Genomic DNA, 16,933 nt, shown 5'->3' on the forward strand with positions numbered 1-16,933 from the left:
CGTTTTCCCCAGTCCCAAATGTCTTTCGGTTGACGGACTTGGGGCCGCGAAGTGGCCACACTCCCTCCAGATCTGTGGGAAGGAGGGCATGGACATGGACATCTATCATCAGTGGCACCTCGCGCGTCAAACCGCCGACCGGCGTCCGCGGCGCACCTGGTCCCGTGCAGAGAAGGCGCTCATCGTGCTGGAGACCTACCGGCCGAGCTCCACCGTGTCGGGCGTGGCCCGGGAGCATGGCATCCCGGCCAGTCTGTTGTTCGAGTGGCGCAAGCTGCACCGCGAAGGGGTTTTTTCGGCGTGCACCGCCTTTGAAGCGAGGTCGGCATCTCCGCAAAGCACCTGATGACGGGCGGGCTGGCCAGCGCTTATCCTGTGGTGGATGAGTCGATTTGTTTTGTGCCGATGAAAAGCAACCCCAGCAAAACCGCCACCGAGTTCCTGCGCGACACCAAGTGGTTTCGTTCGTTGTTGCCCGAGGCCCAGCGCCGTGTCGAGTCGGACAGCTTCGAAACCGCCCATGTGCGTGGGGAGATGGCCGCACGCACCGGTGAGCCTGTGCATTCCTGGCTGGGGGTGGTGGACGGCCTGGTCAAGATCCAGCGCATCCAGAAGGACGGCAAGGTCGTGGCCTACACCGGCGTGCCCGCCGGCTCCTGGTTTGGCGAAGGTTCGGTGATCCGCCGCGACGCCCGGCGCTACGACGTGGTGGCGATGCGGGACTCGCGCATCCTGCATGTGCCCAGTGCCACCTTCCGTTGGCTGCTCGACGTCAGCATCGATTTCAACCACTTCATCATCGAGCACCTGAACGAGCGTCTGGCGCAGAACATGAACCTGGTCGAGACCGACCGGCTGATCGACCCCGACGCCCGGGTGGCCAGGGTCATTGTGGGCCTGTTCAATGCGGTGCTCTACCCCAACATGGGGCCCTTCGTGCCGATCTCCCAGGAGGAGTTTGCCGAGCTGGCCGGTCTGTCCCGCCAACGCACCAACGCGGCCGTCAAGAACCTGGAAAAAGCCAACCTGGTGCGGGGCGCTTACGGCGGTATTTTTGTCGACGACATCAACCGCCTGAGCAGCTTTGTTCGCGAATACACCTAGCCTTTCGCCGCTTGCCGGCGTCTGTTTTTTTCTCCGACCCTCTGCCCCTTGACCGGGCTTTTACCTCATGAACGCCATCACCGACCTCCCCATTCCCGCCACCCAGGCTGCCGTTGACGCGGCCATCGAAAGCCGCATGTCCACCCGGGCCTTCACGGCCCAGCCGGTCTCGCGCGAGACGCTGACCGACATCCTGCGCGTGGCCAGCCGCGCGCCCTCCGGCACCAACACCCAGCCCTGGAAGGTCTACGTGCTGCAAGGTGCCAGCCGCGACAGCCTGGTGGCCCAGGTCTGCGCCGCCCACGACGCCCTGCGCGCCAACCCGGCGCTGGCCGCCGAGTACAAGGAGGAGTACGACTACTACCCCGAACAGTGGGTCTCGCCCTACATCGACCGCCGGCGCGAAAACGGCTGGGGCCTGTACGGCCTGCTGGGCATCGGCAAAGGCGACAAGGACGCCATGCACGCCCAGCACCAGCGCAACTTCAAGCTGTTCGACGCCCCGGTGGGTTTGATGTTCACCGTCGACCGCGTCATGGGCCGCGGCTCACTGGTCGACTACGGCATGTTCTTGCAAAGCATCATGGTGGCTGCGCGCGGCCGTGGCCTGCACACCTGCCCGCAGGCGGCCTGGAACGGCTTTGCCAAGATCATCCTGCCGCACATCGGGGCCGGGCCCGACGAGATGCTGGTCTGTGGCATGGCGCTGGGCTACGCCGACGCCAGCGACAAGGTCAACAGCTTCCATACCCCCCGGGTGCCGGTGGAAGACTTCACGCGCTGGGTGGAGTGAACCACCGGTTGCTCCACTTGAAAGCGCCCCTCAGGGCGCTTTTTCTTTGGGCGGTGGTGGGGCGGCCCGCACGCGGTTGATGCGCCCGCGCGACACCTGGCCAGCGGCCTCGTGTTTTCCCTAGAAGCAAGTCGTCGGTGTTTTCCCGCAATGGACGAAGGGGCGTGGGAAATGTCGTTCCAAAGACAGACTTTGGTTTGCGCAAATCCAAACATTGAGGTCCCTAGACACACTTTTGTTTTACTGGAGACCTCGATGAGCACACATCATGCGGACCCTGTGGCTGATTGCGAAGCCAAGGTGACCGGACCCGAACTGGGTCGGCGCGAATTCGTGACCTTGGCCGCGGCTGGCACTGCCACAGTGGCCGTGGGCACCCAACTCGCCACCTCGGCCCCGGCCGCGATGGCCGCTGACACGCAGACCAAGATCAACCCCTATCTGTCCATCCTGGGCAACAACAAGGTTCAGCTGACCCTTCCCCGTGTGGAATCCGGCCAGGGCATCTTCACCTCGTCGGCGATGCTGGTGGCCTCCGAGATGGGCATTGACCTGAAAGACATCGTGGTGCGCGGCATGACCACCGCCCAGGCCACCGAGTTCACCACCACGCTGCAGGGCGGCTCGGGCTCGACCCGCTGCCTGACCGACTCCACCCGCGCCGCTGCGGCGGAGCTCAAAACCAAGCTGCTGGGCGCGGCCGGCGGCGGCAGCATCAGCCCGGGCAACACGGTGGGCGGCAAGACCTTTGCCCAGCTGGCCTCTGCGGCCGCGGCCTACACCCCGCCCAACAAGGTCTATGCCACGCCCTTCAAGTACGGCACCGGTCTGCTCGGCAAGGGCATGGCCATCAACGGCAACAAGGGTGCCTATGTGCCCGGCACCGGCGTGCCCCGTGAGGACAGCGACGAGATTTACAACGGTGCCCGCAAGTACACGGTGGACACCAACCCCGACGCGCTGAACTGCCTGGTGATGCACTCGCTGCAAACCCGCGGCACGCCCAAGATGGTGGACATCCCCCGCATCAAGGCGCTGTGCCCCAAGGTCAAAGCGGTGATCCCGATCAACTCCGGCAAAAACGGCTTCACGCTGTACACCGGCGTGGGCATCGTGTGCGACACCATCGGCCAGGCCCTGGACGCTCGCGATGTGATCATGAAGAACAACCTGATCACCTGGAACCCCGGCACGGCCGCCCGTTTCAGCACCCCCATGCTGCACCAGAAGCTGCGGGACGCCGTGGGCCCCGACCCGGTGGGCGCCAAGCTGCTGGCGGCCAAGCAGGTGAAGGGTGGCATTCTGGTGCCCCCGCATCACCATGGCTGCCTGGGCACCCAGACCGGTACCACCGAAGTCTTTGGTGCCCAAGACGGCCCGGCCACCGGGGCCACCGCCTGGTGGGGTTCCCAGATGCCCAAGTTCCAGCGCCACCAGCTGGCCAATGTGATCGGTCTGGACACGTCCCCCACCAAGGTGGAAGTGGTCATCACCCCCGACTTCGGCCACTTCGGCCGCAACCTGCTGTGCGACTCGTCGGCCGAGGCCACGATGATTTCTGATGCCATCCGCAAGATGGGCGGCCTGGTCAATCGCAAAGGCGTGTTGACCAACAAGGTCAAGGTGCAGTGGTCGCGCAACGACGACATCCGCTTCTGCCCGGTGCGTCCGCCATCGTTCAGCCGCTACATCGTCAACATCGGTCCGGACGGCAAGAGCATCCTGAGCATGAACCACAAGTTCGTGACCATCCTGTGCGAAATCCCCAGCGGTTTCGACAATGCCCAGACCGAAGCCGCGCTGTCGGCGTCCAACCAGACCGGTTTCGACTACTTCCCGCTGGCCACGCCCTCGCCCTACACCTTCACCATCAACGAGGCCTACCGTGAGGTGGTGGCCCCGTTCCCCACCGGCGCCATGCGCTCGGTGTACAGCCTGGCGGCTCAAGGCGGCAAGGAAATCTTCCTGGACGAGGTGGCTCGCCAGACCAACCAGGAACGCCTGGCTCTGCGCATCAAGTACATGAAGTCCGAGCGCCTGTTGAACTGCATCAACGAGCTCAAGAGCACCTGGGATGCCCAGTCCGCTGCGGTGGATGCCTGGAACAAGGACAGCAGCAAGACCACCTTCCGCGGCATCGGCTTCGGCCTGCACGAGGAGTGGAACAGCGCCTCGATGCAGATCGTGCTGGTCGAACTCAGCCGCACGGCCGACATCGCGGTGACGGCGCCCAAGGTGGTCGAGGTGTGGGCCGTGGCCGACATGGGCAAGATCACCAACCCGTCCGGTGCGGCCGCCCAGATGGAAGGCGCCACCGCCGACGCCGTGGCCCTGGCGTTCTTCTCTCGCATCACCTACACCGACGGTGCCTGCGACCAGAGCACCTTCCTGAACTACTACTGGAACCGCATGCGCGAGTGCGATTACAAGTACAACCCGCCGCGCTTCGTCAACATCAATGACAACCGTGTCGGTGGCGCTGGTGAGCTGAGCGCCCCGTCGTCGTTCGGTGCCGTGGCCAACGCCTGGGGTCACCTCAACAGCGTGGTTCGCCCGTCGCTGAAGTCGCACTTCCCGGAGGAGTTCCCGCTCTACGGCTCGCCCACCCCTCCGCTGACCGACCGCTAATCCAACTGGAGCAAAAACATCATGGGAACCTACAACCTCACCATCAACGGCACGCCGACCACCGTCGAAGCCGATGCCAATGAATACCTGCTGTACATCCTGCGTGACAAGCTGGACCTGACCGGCCCCAAGTACGGCTGTGGCGTGGGCGTCTGCGGTGCTTGCACCTGCAACTCCTCCACCCCCATCGTGGCGGCTGGCAACACCGTGGCCACCAACAGCCCGTACTCGGAAAGCAGCCGCTTCAGCGGCACCCAGCCGACCACGCAAAAGAACAAGTTCCGTTCTTGCGTGACCCGCATCAGCGACGTCGCTGGCAAGTCGATCACCACGATCGAAGGCCTGGGCGCCACGGCACTGGGTGCCAAGCTGATTGCTTCGTGGAAGAAGTTTGACGTGGCCCAGTGCGGCTTCTGCCAAGCCGGTCAGCTGATGACGGCGTACGAGTTGCTGGGTCGCATCCCCAACCCGTCCGACCAAGAAATCACTGACGCCATGCAGGCCAATCTGTGCCGTTGCGGTACCTACCCCCGCATTCGTGCGGCCATCAAAGACGCAGCCGCCTCTTGATCACGAACACATTGGAGCTAAAACATGTCTAATCCTATTGAAACCCTGTTGGCAGGCTTGACGGGCGGCGCTGCCGGTGGCTTGCCGACCGATCCCACCGCCTTGCTGGGTGGTTTGGGCGGCCTAGGTGGCCTCCCGGTCAACCCCAGCGACCTGCTGGGTGGTTTGGGCGGTCTGACCCAGACCAACGCAGCGGCCGATGGCGGCAGCGCCAGCGGCAGCATCAACGACGGCAATGGCAACTCGGCCTCCGGCGAAATCTCCAGCAACGGCGGCGGTGGCCTGCCAGGCCTGGACGCCTTGGGCGGCGGTCTGCCGGGCGCTGGCGGCCTGCCTGACCTGGGGGCCCTGGGCGGTCTGGGCGGCGGAACCGTTGCCGAGGGCGGCAACGGCAGCGTCTATGGCACCAGCGACGGTGCCGTCGGCGGCCTGTTTTTCACGGCTGAAAACGCCACCTATGGCATCCCGGTGCTGGGTCAGAACGTGGCCGGCATCACCGGCTCTCAGGTCGAAGGCGGCGGCACGCAGAACATCCTGAACACCCAGCTGTACGGCACCCCGCTGTATGGCCCGGTTCAGGGTTTGATCGGTGGCGACACCTACGGTGACGAGCTGGTGCTGTACGACCCGGCCACCCGCCCGGTGGCGCTGACCGAAGGCATTCCGGTTGCCAACCAGATCACCCGTGAATTCGAGACTGGCAGCTTCGCCAGCACCACCGCCTTCATCGGCGCCTACAGTGGTGGCCTGCTGTCGGAAGACTACCTGCAGTACCTGGTGTCCGAGCAGGGGTACACCGGTGCGCTGGCCAACGCCACGGAAAGCGCCGGCAAAGGTCTGCCTGGCGCGGGGCTGTTGCTGACGGGCGACAACCTGAACTCCAGCCTGGACCTGGTGACCAACGGCACCGACCAGATCCTGTACGTGGACGACATCGTCGCCGGTGTGGGCGGTGGTGACCAGTTGAGCAACCACCTGCCGTTCGAGAACGTGCTCGGCGCCACCGGCTTGACCAGCTCGGCTGCCGGCGTGGGCGCCCCGGCGGGTGAGGTGTTCTACAACGCTATCACCCCACTGACCACCGCGACCCAGGAAATTGCCATCGCCGGTGCCATCGGCAACGGCACCCTGGGCAAGTTGATCTGATCCCAGAAGCAAAAGCAGTTCAGTTTCAAGCGGGGCTCAGGCCCCGCTTTTTTTTGAGGTTTGAAGATAAATCGCTTGGAAAGCTGAAAGAAATCTGAATTTAAATCCAATAATCTCATCAAAAACATTCAATGGAGGGCGTCAAAGCCTCGAAATTTTTTGCCTATGAAAGAAAATACATAAGCTCGACCCGTAAATCGGGGGTGAGTATTAATTTCTTAATATCCCGCAGATATCATGGTGCCGGCGCAATAAATACAGCGGCTGACTAGTCAGTTGGTTGTCATTTTTTGCGTCTTGAGAACTTGATATTAAAAAACTTCGCGAGGATAAAAAATGAGTTCAATCACGCCCCCGACGGTGCCCACCGACATCGTCGCTTCGCTTCTGGAAACGGTCACCGCCCTGTTGGGTCAAGGCCTGCCTGACGTGCCGGCATTGCCGTCCACCGACGGTCTGCCCGCCGTTCCTTCGCTGCCGTCCACCGATGGTCTGCCGGGTCTGGAAACCCTGACCGGTTTGCTGGGTCAGGGCCTGCCTTCCGTGCCGGCATTGCCGTCGGCTGATGGCCTGCCCGCCGTTCCCTCGCTGCCGTCCACCGATGGGCTGCCCGGTCTGGAAACCCTGACCGGCTTGCTCAGCCAGGGCCTGCCCTCCGTGCCGGCATTGCCGTCGGCCGATGGCCTGACCGCCGTTCCTTCGCTGCCGTCCACCGATGGTCTGCCGGGTCTGGAAGTCTTGACCGGCTTGCTCGGCCAGGGCCTGCCTTCCGTGCCGGCACTGCCGTCGGCCGATGGCCTGCCTGCCGTTCCCTCGCTGCCGTCCACCGGCGGTCTGCCCGGCCTGGAAGCCCTCGGTGCGGTCGGTCCTGCGGCCATCACCGCGCTGCCCAGCACCTTGATCTCCGCGATCACCGGCGCATTGCCTGTTCACGGCTGATTTATTCTTCGCTGTTCTGACCCGGTCTGGCATTTTTCGACGGCGCTTGCGTCGTTGAAGGGCTGATCGGCTCACGAGGCCCTTCTGGTGATTTCCGGAAGGGCTTTTTTTTGGGGCATGGGTCGAATGAATGCCTGAAAAGGTGAGTGCTGGCGAAGGGCCAGGCCATGGCGCGGAAACACAGGGAATTTCAAGCTGGATTGAAAAATACCCGTCCATGGGTTCGGCCGGCGCTTGGATTCACGCGAACACCGCTGCGGCAAAGCCCGGGGCCGCCCTGCTGAACCTGGCGCCGCCTGGCCCTTGCCAGGGGGCCGGTCTGCCCGCATCATGCGGCCAGGCAGGCCCAGCCAAAACGGTGCCGCCGCTTTGGAAATGTGCATTTCTCAAAGAAGGGAACAAGCCATGAACAGCCCCTTGTCGGTGCCTTCGTCAGACCCGCAGCGCAACCCCCGGTTCTTTTTTTACGCCGCCCTGGGCACCGTGGTGGTCGCCTTTCTCGGCTTCACACCCACTTATTTTTCACCCTTGGTGAGGGGGGCGTTCGCGGCCCCGCCGGTGGTCCACCTGCACGGCCTCATTTTTTTCACCTGGACACTGTTCTTCGCCTGCCAGACCTGGCTGGTGAGCAGCGGCCGGCCCCTGCGCCACCGTGACTGGGGGCTGTTGGGCATTTCACTGGCCACCGCAATGCTGTTCCTGGGCTTGATGACCGCCGTCCAAGCCACCCGCAGGGCGGAAGCGGCCGGCTTCCTGGCCGATGGCAAGCAGTTCATGATCGTGCCCGTCAGCAGCATCGTGGGCTTTGCCATTTTGATTGCTCTGGCCATCGCCTGCGTGAAACACAAGGACATCCACAAACGGCTGATGCTGGTGGCCACCGCGTCCATCCTGGATGCGGCCATCGCCCGCTGGTTTCTGACCTTTCTGGCGCCACCGCCGGTGCCTGGCGCGTCACCGGTGCCGCCGCTGTCCGTGACCGTGCCGCCAGGCCTGCTGGCAGACCTGTTCATCGTCGCCGGCATGGTGTTCGACTGGCGCACCCGCGGGCGCATTCACCCGGTCTATGTCTGGGCTGGAGGTGCGGTGCTGGTCTTGCAACTGCTGCGGGTGCCACTGGCCACGTCACCGGCATGGGACGCGGTGGCGGTCTGGCTGATGCGCGTCACGGGTTAGGCCTGCGGCCTCACTTGGGATGGGCAGGCCTGGGCAGCAAACGCTCGTACTCGAGTTTGACGCAGGCGTAGCACTCACAGGCGCGGGTTTCCAGCTTCGCCCGGTCCAGCACCTTGATGTTGCCGCGGGTGCACAGGATCAGCCCTTCTTTTTGCAGGTTGCCGGCCGACACCGTGATGCTTTCGCGGCGGGTGCCGAGCAGACTGGCGATCAATTCATGGGTCACCACCAGGCTGTTTTTGTGCAGGCGGTCGATGCTCATCAACAGCCACCGGCAGAGCTGCTGGTCGATGGTGTGGTGTTGGTTGCAGACGGCGGTTTGCGAGGTCTGGCAGATCAGCGCCTGGGTGTACAGCAATGACAGATGCTGCAATTTCCCACCCAGTGCAAATTCGTGCTTCATGGACTTGCGGTCCAGCCGGTAGGCGTGGCCGGCGCTTTGCACCTTGGTGCTGCTGGGCATGCTTTCACCACCCATGAAGATGGAGATGCCCACCATGCCCTCGTTGCCCACCAAGGCGATCTCGCTGGAAGAGCCGTTCTCCAGGTCGTAAATCAGCGACACGATGCCGTCGGTGGGGAAGTGCAGAAAGCGCACATGGTCGCCCGACTCCGACATGGTCCATCCCAGCGGCATGGGCACCAGTTCCAGGTCGGGCAGCACGCGCGCGTAATCGGCCTGAGGAAGGGCCGCGAGGATGCCGTTCTGCTTGGGATTCGGCGTTGACAGTTTGGTATTGCTTTTCATATCGGAATCGTCTGCAACAGCGGAACTGGGGTTGCTGCATGGCTCTGGAGGGACCCATCTGCGTTCAGACGACGGCAGATGGGCAATGACGTTAGTGCTCAGAATGGCGGCCGTCTGTGCGATGCGCCACACAGCGGCCACCTGGCCGCAGGTGAGGTCTTGCAAAGCCTCGGCAACAACCCTGAAGCCAGTGGCCGCCGCTGGGCAGGGCGGGCCTGGTCAGGCGCCACAGCGGAGAAGGAGATGAGGGGGGTCTGGAACGTGCCTGTCTGTCACGTTCTTGTGGCGCGATGAAAGACAAAAGGGTCAGCACTTGCGTGCTGACCCTTGTCATTACTGGCTCCTCGACCTGGGCTCGAACCAGGGACCTACGGATTAACAGTCCGGCGCTCTACCGACTGAGCTATCGAGGAACGTAGCCTCAGATTATAGCGTGATTTTCAGTCGTTTCACAAACTGGCCTGCACGGCAAAACGAACGGTTCGCGGCGCGCCGGGGAACAGGTAGACATGGCCGAACTGGTAAGGCGATTCCTTGAAATAGCGGCGGTCCAGCAGGTTGTCTATGCCCAGGGTCCAGGTGGTGGCGGTGTTCTGGATGCGGGTGGCGTAGCGCACGGCGGCATCGACCCGGGTCCAGCTGGGCAGGCTGATGGACTCGTCGGGCAGCACGCTGCGTTGGCCTTCGTGCGACAGGTCGGCCTGCAGGCTCAGGCCCGGCAGGGCGGCCACGCGGTAGGTGGTCTGGGCCCGCAGGATGTGCTTGGGCACGTTCACCGGCCGCTTGCCGTTGAGCGAGGGGTCCAGGCTGCCTTGGCGCTGGGCGTCCAGCAGCGTCAGGCCGGCATTCACATCCCACGGCCCGTTGCGGGTGCCGGCGTTCAGCTCCAGGCCCCGGTGCTGGGCCTCGCCGTCCACCTGGCGGGTGCAGGAGTTGGTGACGTCGCAGCTGCCGATGTCGGCAAACAGCGGCCGGGTGATGCTGAACAGCGCCGCGCTCCAGCGCAGGCTGTCGCGCTCGCCCTTCAAGCCCAGTTCGGCCTGCCGGCTTTTGAGGGCGGGCAGCGGCTGGCCGGCGTTGGTGTAGCGCGACCGGCCGGGGGCGACCTCGGATTCCACGCCCTGGCCATAGCTGGCGTAGGCCATGTAGCCCGGCTTGATCTCGAAGGTGGCGGCCAGCCAGGGGGTGGTGATGCTGCGGCTGTAGCTGGTGGCGCGCGAGCCGTCGGTGCGCACGCTGTCGCGCGACAAATGGGTTTGGCGCAGGCCCAGCCAGGTGCTGAAGCGGGGGGTCCAGCCGATCGCGTCGTAAGCCGAGAACTCGGTGCTGCGTTCGCTGCGGTTGGTGTTCTCGTCGGTCAGTGTCGGGTCGGGGCTGAACACTGCCAGCGTGGAGAGGTTGCCAGTGCCCACGTAGTTGTAGGCCTGGCGGTTGAAGCGGTCGCGGGTGCGGCTGGTCAGCAGGCCCAGGCCGAGGTCGTGGCGGACGTCGCCAGTGGTCAGCCGGCCCTTGAGCTGCAACTGCGCGGCCTGGGTGGTGCGGCGCTCGCCGTCGCTGCGGAAGTCGTACAGGTCAAAGTCACCGTTGGGGGCGTAGCGGTCGCAGTACAGGTAGGGGCCGTTGTAGCAGTCACCGCCGAAGGGGAAGGCCACCCGGTCGTCGGACTTCAGGCGCTGGGTGCCCACCTGCGCGGTCCAGCGCCAGTCGCGGTTCAGCGCCTGGTCGAACTTGATCGTGCCGGTCAGGCCTTCCAGCACCACCGGCAGCGACCAGGGCTGGGCGTTGATGTTGAGCCGCGGGTCAGGGGCGGGCAGGGTGTTGCCGGTCAGGCTCAGGCCGGGCACGCTGCGCTGCGAGCGACGCGAGTACTCGAACTCGGCCTCCAGCACCGAGTCGCGGCTCAGCCGCCAGTCGCCTGCCAAGGCCAGCAGCCGGCGCGAGCCGTCGGCATCGCGGGCGTAACTGGCCATGTCTTCGCCCACCACATTGAAGCGGTAGCCAAAGGCACGGTCCACGCCGAAACGGCCACCCAGGTCTGCGGCGGCCAGCAGGCCACCACGCTGGGTGGTTTCCAGACGCACACTGCGCAGGTCTTGTTCGGTGGGGCGCTTGACCACGTAGTTCACCAGACCACCCGGCGCGCTGGTGCCGGCCTGGATGCCGCTGGTGCCCTTGAGGATTTCCACCCGCGCCTTGTTGTCCAACGGCACGGTGCTTTCGGCGTTGATGGGCAGGCCTTCGCGGCGGAAGTTGTACTTGTTGTCGAGCACAAAGCCGCGCACCGTCAGGTAGTCCCAGTAGCCCACGGTGTTGTAGGCGTCACTGACCGAGGCGTCGAACTTCACCAGGTCGGCCAGCCGGCGGGCACCCGAAGCCTCGATCTGCTCGGCACCGATCAGCGTGGCGCTGACGGGTGTGCGCACCAGCGGTGCGTCGCCCAGGCCCAGCACATCGGCCACCCCGGGGGCGTTGCGTTCATTCACCAGCACCGGTGCCAGCGTGGCCTCGGTGGGCGTCTGGGCCAGGCTGGCGGAGGCGGTGAAAAGGGAGGCCACGGCGACAGCGATGGCGCTGGGCAGCAGGCGGTGGGGCAGGTTCAGACAAGCGGTGTGGGCCATAACGTTCAGTGCAACGCCAAGGCAGGGGAGAAGGGCTTGGAGGACGCCGCCCGTGGGCAAGGTCGCCACGGCCTGTGGCCACTCCGAAAACCATGCTTCCCTGCGCGAGGATGATCTCAATCAGGTTCAAAGGGACTCTCTCAGTCGCGCCGGCCTTGCGGCCGCCGCGACACCCCCAGCGAATGTGTTCAACAGAACACCGTTGAATTGTAACGACGGGCAAGAAAAAGCCCGCACGTGGCGGGCTTGTTCGTAGGACAGTGCAGGGCCGCTCAGTCGAAGACCGGCGATTCCACGCCCAGCACCTTGTGCAGCTTGGGGCTGGTGGTGGTGTACTGCAGGTGGATCTTGCCCTTCTCGGGGAAGATGATGGGCGCGGCGCCAAAGGCAGCCAGCGCACATTCGTGGAAGCCGCTCAGGATGAGCTTCTTCTTGCCGGGGTAGGTGTTGATGTCGCCCACCGCAAAAATGCCGGGAATGTTGGTGGAGAACTTCTCGGTGTCCACCACCAGCTGCTTGCGCTCGATGTCCAGACCCCAGTCGGCGATCGGGCCCAGCTTGGGACTGAGGCCGAAGAACACCAGCAACACGTCCAGCGGCACCACGCGGGTCACGCCGTCGGCCCCGGTCACCTTCACGCCCACCAGCTTGCCATCACGGGCGTCGAAGCCGGTGATCTGGCCGACGATGAACTGCATCTCGTGCTGGTCGCACAGCTCCTTCATCTTGGCCACGCTGGCCGGGGCGGCCTTGAAGCCGTCGCGGCGGTGGATCAGGATCACGCTCTCGGCCTTGTTCGGGCCTTCGGCGACGAAGTTCAGCGTCCAGTCCAGGGCCGAGTCGCCGCCACCGACGATGACCAGGTTTTTTCCAGCGAAGTCGGCCGGGTTCTTCACCCGGTAGTGCAGCTGCGTGCCGTCGAACTGGTCCAGGCCATCGACCTTCAGCGTGCGGGGCTCGAAAGCGCCCACGCCGCCGGCGATGAAGATGGTCTTGGTCAGGAAGCGGGTGCCCTTGGAGGTTTCCACATAGAAGCGGCCGTCGTCCTGCTTTTGCACGGTGCTGACGGTCTGGCCCAGGTGGAAGGTGGCGCCGAAGGGTTCAATCTGCTTGAGCAGCGCATCGGTCAGTTCCTGGCCGGTGCAGACCGGGATGGCCGGGATGTCGTAAATGGGCTTGTCGGGGTAGAGCTCGATGGGCTGGCCACCGGGGTAGGCCAGCGCGTCGATCACGTGGGCCTTGATTTCCAGCAGGCCGAGTTCAAACACCTGAAACAGACCCACCGGGCCAGCGCCCACGATGATGGCGTCGGTCTCGATCGGGCCGTCGTGCGCCTGGGCGGTGTCAACCACTGCGTTGTTCAATTGAGGTTCCATGGGGATGGGCAAAAAAGAAAAAAGGGGGCGTGCGCTCAGCGCACCAGCTCCGACAGCTTGTCGGTCTTGTCTTTCCAGTCGTCGGCGTCCGGCAGCGGCGTCTTGCGCTTGGTGATGCTGGGCCAGCCGATGCGCGACAGGTCGGCATTCAGCTTGGTCATGTGCTGCTGGTCGGCCGGCACGTCTTCTTCGGCATAGATCGCGTTCACCGGGCACTCGGGGATGCAGACCGCGCAGTCGATGCACTCGTCCGGGTCGATGGTGAGGAAGTTCGGGCCTTCGCGGAAACAGTCGACCGGGCACACGTCCACACAGTCGGTGTATTTGCAACGGATGCAGGCTTCGGTGACAACGTGGGTCATGGCAGTGGGCGGTGAAAGTTTGGAACAGGTCGACGCGGGAATCCGCGTTAACCCTCTATTTTAGGTGGTTCAGCGGATCAGCACGGCGGCCGAGGTCTTGTGCGAGGCGGTGTCCACCAGCACCATGGCGCCCACGGCCCGCGAACGGGCATAGGGCAGGGTGGCCAGCGGCTCCTGCAGCGCCAGCGTGATGTGGCCGATGGCGTTGGGGGGCAGCTCACTGGCGTCTTCCTCGGCCAGGGTGTTCACGTCCAGCTTGTGGACGATGCGCTTGACCTTGGCCTTGACCCAGCGGTGGCCATGCAGCGCCCAGTAAAGGCGGCCAGCCACCAGGGGCTCGTCGTCCATCCAGGCCACGGTGGCCTCGACCTCGCGCTGCGGCGTGAAGGCGCCGGTGGCCAGCAGCCAGTCGCCGCGCGACACGTCGACTTCACGGTCCAGCACGATGCCGGCGCTGTGGCCGGCGGCCATGGCACCGGGCGTGCGCACCGCGTTCAGCACCTGGGCCACCTTGGCGGTCTGGCCGCTGGGCAGCACCGTCACGTCCTGACCAGGGGCCACGCTGCCGGTGGCCACACGGCCCCAGAACACGCGGCGACCCTGCGAGGTGTCGGACGACGAGGAGAACTTCTCCACCCATTGCACCGGGAAGGCAAAGGCCTCGTCCTTCTCGGCCGGGGTGTTGGGCAGCTGCTCCAGCAGCTGCAGCAGGCTGGGGCCGGCATAGCCGCACCAGCCGGCGTGGGCGTCGACCACGTTCCAGCCCTTCAGCGCCGAGATCGGCACGATGGCGCGCACGGTGATGCCGGCGTCCTGGGCGAAGCGCTGCAAGGCGCCGGTGATGTTGGCAAACGCCTGGCCCGCGTCGGCCACCGCGTCGAGCTTGTTGACGGTGAACACCACCGAGGGCACGCGCAGCAAATTCACCAGCAGCGAGTGGCGGCGGGTTTGCGGCAGCAGCGTCATCTGGGGGTTGGCCCAGTCGAGTTTGGTGGCGTCGACCAGCACCACCGCGGCGTCGGCGCTGCTGGCGGCGGTGACCATGTTGCGGGTGTACTGCTCGTGGCCGGGGGCGTCACCGATGATGAACTTCCGCTGGGCGGTGGCGAAGTAGCGGTAGGCCACGTCGATGGTGATGCCCTGCTCGCGCTCGGCACTCAGGCCGTCGGTGAGCAGCGCCAGGTCGGTCTCGCCGCCGCGCTGCACGCCGGCCAGCTGGTCTTGCAGCACGGTCTTGCTGTCGACCAGCAGGCGGCCGATCAGCGTGCTCTTGCCGTCGTCCACGCTGCCGCAGGTGATGAATTTCAGCGCCGAGGCGTGGTCGTTCTCGGTGCCGGCCGGCAGGGTTGCGAAATCGGTCGCGCTCATCAGAAGTACCCGTCTTTCTTGCGTTTTTCCATCGAGGCGTCGCTGGTCTTGTCGTCCATGCGGGTGGCGCCCCGTTCGCTGACCTCGGCGGCCAGGGTTTCCAACACGATGTCGGCCGCACTGGCTGCCGGGCTTTCCACCGGGCAGGTGCAGGTGATGTCGCCCACGGTACGGAAACGCACGTCGCGCAGCTCCACCTGCTCGCCGTCGCGCGGCGGGGTCAGTTCGGTCACCGGCACCAGCAGGCCCTTGCGCTCTACCACCTCGCGTTTGTGGGTGTAGTACAGCGAGGGCAGCGCGATGTTTTCTCGGGCGATGTACTGCCACACGTCGAGCTCGGTCCAGTTGGAAATCGGGAACACGCGGAAATGCTCGCCCTGCTGCAGCTTGGTGTTGAACAGTGTCCACAGCTCGGGGCGCTGGGCCTTGGGTTGCCACTGGCCGAAGCTGTCGCGGTGCGAAAAGATGCGCTCCTTGGCGCGGGCCTTTTCTTCGTCGCGGCGGGCGCCGCCGATCAGCGCGTCGAAGCGGAACTCGTCGATGGCTTCCAGCAGCGTGACCGACTGGTGCACGTTGCGGCTCTCACCGGGATGGGCCAGGCGCACCGTGCCGCGGGCCATCGAATCCTCGACGCTGCGCACGATCAGGTCGGCCTGCAATTCCTTGGCGCGGAAGTCGCGGAAATCGGTCACTTCGGGGAAGTTGTGGCCGGTGTCGATCATCAGCAGCGGGTAGGGGATGCGGCCCACGCCAAAGGCCTTCTCGGCACACTTGAGCATGACCAGCGAGTCCTTGCCGCCGGAGAACAACAGGGCCGGGCGCTCGAAGGCGGCGGCCACTTCGCGCAGGATGAAGATGGTTTCTTCTTCCAGCGCATCCAGGTGGGAGTTGCTGAGCTTGGTCAGCGGAAATTCGGTGCGGGCGTTCATGCCTGTTCCTTGATGGCGATCACTTTGGCCTTGCCGCCGTCGACGTGCAGGCCACATTCTTTGCTGCTGTCTTCCCACCACCAGCGGCCGGCGCGGAAGTCTTCGCCCACGGCGATGGCGCGGGTGCAGGGCGCACAGCCGATGCTGGGCATGAACTGGTCGTGCAGCGGGTTGTAGGGGATGTTGTGCAATTGCACGAAGTGCCAGACATCGCCCCAGGTCCAGTCGACGATGGGGTTGATCTTGGCGCGCTCCGGTTGCTGCTCGACCTCGCTCACTTCGGCGCGGGCGTTCGACTGCTCGCGGCGCAGGCCGGTCAGCCAGCCCTTCTTGCCGTCCAGGGCGAGCGCCAGCGGGCGGGTCTTGCGGATGTCGCAGCATTCCTTGCGCAGCGCCAGGCTCTGGTACATGGCCTCGGGGCCGTTGTTGGCCACAAAGGCCTCGGCGTCGGCAGCGATGGGGTGGTAGACATCGACCTCGCGGCCGTAGTGTTTTTGCAAGGTGTCCAGCAGCGCCACCGTCTCGGCGTGCAGCTGACCGGTTTCCAGCACGAAGATGCGGGTCTGGATGCCGGTCTGGTGGATCAGCTCGGTGACCACCATGTCTTCCACGCCCAGGCTGGAGGCCTGGGTCAGCGGCGCGTACTGGGCTTCGGCCTCGCGCAGCAATTGCTTGCTGCGCTCGAGCTTGGCGGCAAAGTTGGCGGAGGGCTTGGCGTAGAGCGCGATGGCGTTGCCACTGGCGCTGGTGCCTGGGAGGGCGGAAATGCTGGAGGAGCTCATGCGGCGGCCGCGGTGGCAAACAGCGGTGCGGTGTGCACCGCATCGCCCTGGTAGAAGCCGCTGAAGCGGTCGAACTGGCGCTGCGCCAGCGACAGGTCCTGGTCGGCGCGCAGCACGGCCACATCGAAACCGGTGCGTTGCATCTGCACCAGCTGGTCGATCAGCACGTCGCCGGTGGCGCGGATCTCGCCCTGGAAGCCACGGCGACGGCGCAGCAGAAAAGCCTGGCTGTAGGCCCGGCCGTCGGTGAACTTGGGGAAGTGCAGGTCGATGCGCAACACGCCGTCCAGCGGCACGGCCAGCGGGTCCACGTCGTTGGCCAGGGCCACAACCGTGGGGTCGTTCTGGCCACTGGCCAGCGTGTCTTCGGGGGTGGAAGCAATCAGTTTCATGG

Annotated in this window: 16 protein-coding genes, 1 tRNA gene and 1 riboswitch; of the genes, 8 read left to right on the forward strand and 9 right to left on the reverse strand. The window is 64.9% G+C overall.

Annotation, left to right across the window (positions count from 1 at the left end; genetic code table 11):
- Nucleotides 1-88 precede the first annotated feature (88 nt).
- The 8 genes from AC4BAR_RS09350 (at nt 89) to AC4BAR_RS09385 (ending at nt 8,356) form a co-directional block, all read left to right on the forward strand.
- Nucleotides 89-346, forward strand: a complete 258-nt coding sequence (locus AC4BAR_RS09350; protein WP_490627584.1) for a transposase — start codon at nt 89-91, stop codon at nt 344-346.
- Nucleotides 347-405: 59 nt separating this feature from the next.
- Entirely contained in the window at nt 406-1,104 is a 699-nt protein-coding gene (locus AC4BAR_RS09355; protein ID WP_490627585.1) for a Crp/Fnr family transcriptional regulator, read from the forward strand.
- A 67-nt stretch (nt 1,105-1,171) separates the two neighbouring features.
- Nucleotides 1,172-1,897, forward strand: coding sequence for a nitroreductase (locus AC4BAR_RS09360; RefSeq protein ID WP_490627586.1), 726 nt, complete (start codon nt 1,172-1,174; stop codon nt 1,895-1,897).
- A 279-nt stretch (nt 1,898-2,176) separates the two neighbouring features.
- A complete protein-coding gene (locus AC4BAR_RS09365) occupies nt 2,177-4,525 on the forward strand; it encodes a molybdopterin cofactor-binding domain-containing protein (RefSeq protein WP_490627587.1) in 2,349 nt (782 codons plus the stop codon).
- A 21-nt stretch (nt 4,526-4,546) separates the two neighbouring features.
- Entirely contained in the window at nt 4,547-5,095 is a 549-nt protein-coding gene (locus AC4BAR_RS09370) for a (2Fe-2S)-binding protein (RefSeq protein ID WP_490627588.1), read from the forward strand.
- Nucleotides 5,096-5,119: 24 nt separating this feature from the next.
- Nucleotides 5,120-6,241 carry a hypothetical protein gene (locus tag AC4BAR_RS09375; RefSeq protein WP_490627589.1) on the forward strand — a complete coding sequence of 374 codons (1,122 nt, stop codon included), beginning with the start codon at nt 5,120-5,122 and terminating at the stop codon, nt 6,239-6,241.
- Nucleotides 6,242-6,577: 336 nt separating this feature from the next.
- Nucleotides 6,578-7,180 carry a hypothetical protein gene (locus AC4BAR_RS09380; protein WP_490627590.1) on the forward strand — a complete coding sequence of 201 codons (603 nt, stop codon included), beginning with the start codon at nt 6,578-6,580 and terminating at the stop codon, nt 7,178-7,180.
- A 405-nt stretch (nt 7,181-7,585) separates the two neighbouring features.
- A complete protein-coding gene (locus AC4BAR_RS09385; RefSeq protein ID WP_490627591.1) occupies nt 7,586-8,356 on the forward strand; it encodes a hypothetical protein in 771 nt (256 codons plus the stop codon).
- Between the two features lie 10 nt (nt 8,357-8,366).
- Here the strand turns inward: AC4BAR_RS09385 and AC4BAR_RS09390 are convergent, their stop codons facing one another.
- The 9 genes from AC4BAR_RS09390 to AC4BAR_RS09430 form a co-directional block, all read right to left on the reverse strand.
- On the reverse strand, nt 8,367-9,104 hold the full coding sequence (locus AC4BAR_RS09390; protein WP_490627592.1) for a Crp/Fnr family transcriptional regulator: 738 nt from the start codon (nt 9,102-9,104) through the stop codon (nt 8,367-8,369).
- 337 nt (nt 9,105-9,441) lie between these two features.
- Nucleotides 9,442-9,517 (reverse strand) — tRNA-Asn (locus AC4BAR_RS09395).
- A gap of 36 nt (nt 9,518-9,553) precedes the next feature.
- Nucleotides 9,554-11,722: a TonB-dependent siderophore receptor gene (locus tag AC4BAR_RS09400; protein ID WP_490627593.1), complete on the reverse strand. Its 2,169-nt coding sequence runs from the start codon at nt 11,720-11,722 to the stop codon at nt 9,554-9,556.
- A gap of 80 nt (nt 11,723-11,802) precedes the next feature.
- Nucleotides 11,803-11,909, reverse strand: a riboswitch (TPP riboswitch).
- A gap of 85 nt (nt 11,910-11,994) precedes the next feature.
- Nucleotides 11,995-13,098, reverse strand: coding sequence for an NAD(P)/FAD-dependent oxidoreductase (locus AC4BAR_RS09405; RefSeq protein ID WP_490627594.1), 1,104 nt, complete (start codon nt 13,096-13,098; stop codon nt 11,995-11,997).
- Between the two features lie 35 nt (nt 13,099-13,133).
- On the reverse strand, nt 13,134-13,460 hold the full coding sequence (gene fdxA, locus AC4BAR_RS09410) for a ferredoxin FdxA (RefSeq protein WP_490627595.1): 327 nt from the start codon (nt 13,458-13,460) through the stop codon (nt 13,134-13,136).
- Between the two features lie 69 nt (nt 13,461-13,529).
- Nucleotides 13,530-14,828, reverse strand: coding sequence for a sulfate adenylyltransferase subunit 1 (locus AC4BAR_RS09415; RefSeq protein ID WP_490627596.1), 1,299 nt, complete (start codon nt 14,826-14,828; stop codon nt 13,530-13,532).
- Nucleotides 14,828-15,757 (reverse strand): sulfate adenylyltransferase subunit CysD, encoded by a 930-nt coding sequence (cysD, locus tag AC4BAR_RS09420; RefSeq protein ID WP_490627597.1) that lies wholly within the window; start codon nt 15,755-15,757, stop codon nt 14,828-14,830. Before cysD ends, AC4BAR_RS09415 begins: the two co-directional genes overlap by 1 nt.
- A complete protein-coding gene (locus AC4BAR_RS09425) occupies nt 15,754-16,539 on the reverse strand; it encodes a phosphoadenylyl-sulfate reductase (protein WP_490627598.1) in 786 nt (261 codons plus the stop codon). Before AC4BAR_RS09425 ends, cysD begins: the two co-directional genes overlap by 4 nt.
- Nucleotides 16,536-16,931 carry a DUF934 domain-containing protein gene (locus tag AC4BAR_RS09430; protein ID WP_490627599.1) on the reverse strand — a complete coding sequence of 132 codons (396 nt, stop codon included), beginning with the start codon at nt 16,929-16,931 and terminating at the stop codon, nt 16,536-16,538. Before AC4BAR_RS09430 ends, AC4BAR_RS09425 begins: the two co-directional genes overlap by 4 nt.
- Nucleotides 16,932-16,933 lie beyond the last annotated feature (2 nt).

It is taken from the genome of Rhodoferax sp. SPJ4 (assembly GCF_058216275.1).

Bases quoted from the DNA above. Each gene is read 5' to 3' on its own strand.
- AC4BAR_RS09350 (WP_490627584.1), top strand. From the start codon at position 89: ATGGACATGGACATCTATCATCAGTGGCACCTCGCGCGTCAAACCGCC.
- AC4BAR_RS09355 (WP_490627585.1), top strand. From the start codon at position 406: ATGAAAAGCAACCCCAGCAAAACCGCCACCGAGTTCCTGCGCGACACC.
- AC4BAR_RS09360 (WP_490627586.1), top strand. From the start codon at position 1,172: ATGAACGCCATCACCGACCTCCCCATTCCCGCCACCCAGGCTGCCGTT.
- AC4BAR_RS09370 (WP_490627588.1), top strand. From the start codon at position 4,547: ATGGGAACCTACAACCTCACCATCAACGGCACGCCGACCACCGTCGAA.
- AC4BAR_RS09375 (WP_490627589.1), top strand. From the start codon at position 5,120: ATGTCTAATCCTATTGAAACCCTGTTGGCAGGCTTGACGGGCGGCGCT.
- AC4BAR_RS09380 (WP_490627590.1), top strand. From the start codon at position 6,578: ATGAGTTCAATCACGCCCCCGACGGTGCCCACCGACATCGTCGCTTCG.
- AC4BAR_RS09385 (WP_490627591.1), top strand. From the start codon at position 7,586: ATGAACAGCCCCTTGTCGGTGCCTTCGTCAGACCCGCAGCGCAACCCC.
- AC4BAR_RS09390 (WP_490627592.1), bottom strand. From the start codon at position 9,104: ATGAAAAGCAATACCAAACTGTCAACGCCGAATCCCAAGCAGAACGGC.
- AC4BAR_RS09400 (WP_490627593.1), bottom strand. From the start codon at position 11,722: ATGGCCCACACCGCTTGTCTGAACCTGCCCCACCGCCTGCTGCCCAGC.
- AC4BAR_RS09405 (WP_490627594.1), bottom strand. From the start codon at position 13,098: ATGGAACCTCAATTGAACAACGCAGTGGTTGACACCGCCCAGGCGCAC.
- fdxA (WP_490627595.1), bottom strand. From the start codon at position 13,460: ATGACCCACGTTGTCACCGAAGCCTGCATCCGTTGCAAATACACCGAC.
- AC4BAR_RS09415 (WP_490627596.1), bottom strand. From the start codon at position 14,828: ATGAGCGCGACCGATTTCGCAACCCTGCCGGCCGGCACCGAGAACGAC.
- cysD (WP_490627597.1), bottom strand. From the start codon at position 15,757: ATGAACGCCCGCACCGAATTTCCGCTGACCAAGCTCAGCAACTCCCAC.
- AC4BAR_RS09425 (WP_490627598.1), bottom strand. From the start codon at position 16,539: ATGAGCTCCTCCAGCATTTCCGCCCTCCCAGGCACCAGCGCCAGTGGC.
- AC4BAR_RS09430 (WP_490627599.1), bottom strand. From the start codon at position 16,931: ATGAAACTGATTGCTTCCACCCCCGAAGACACGCTGGCCAGTGGCCAG.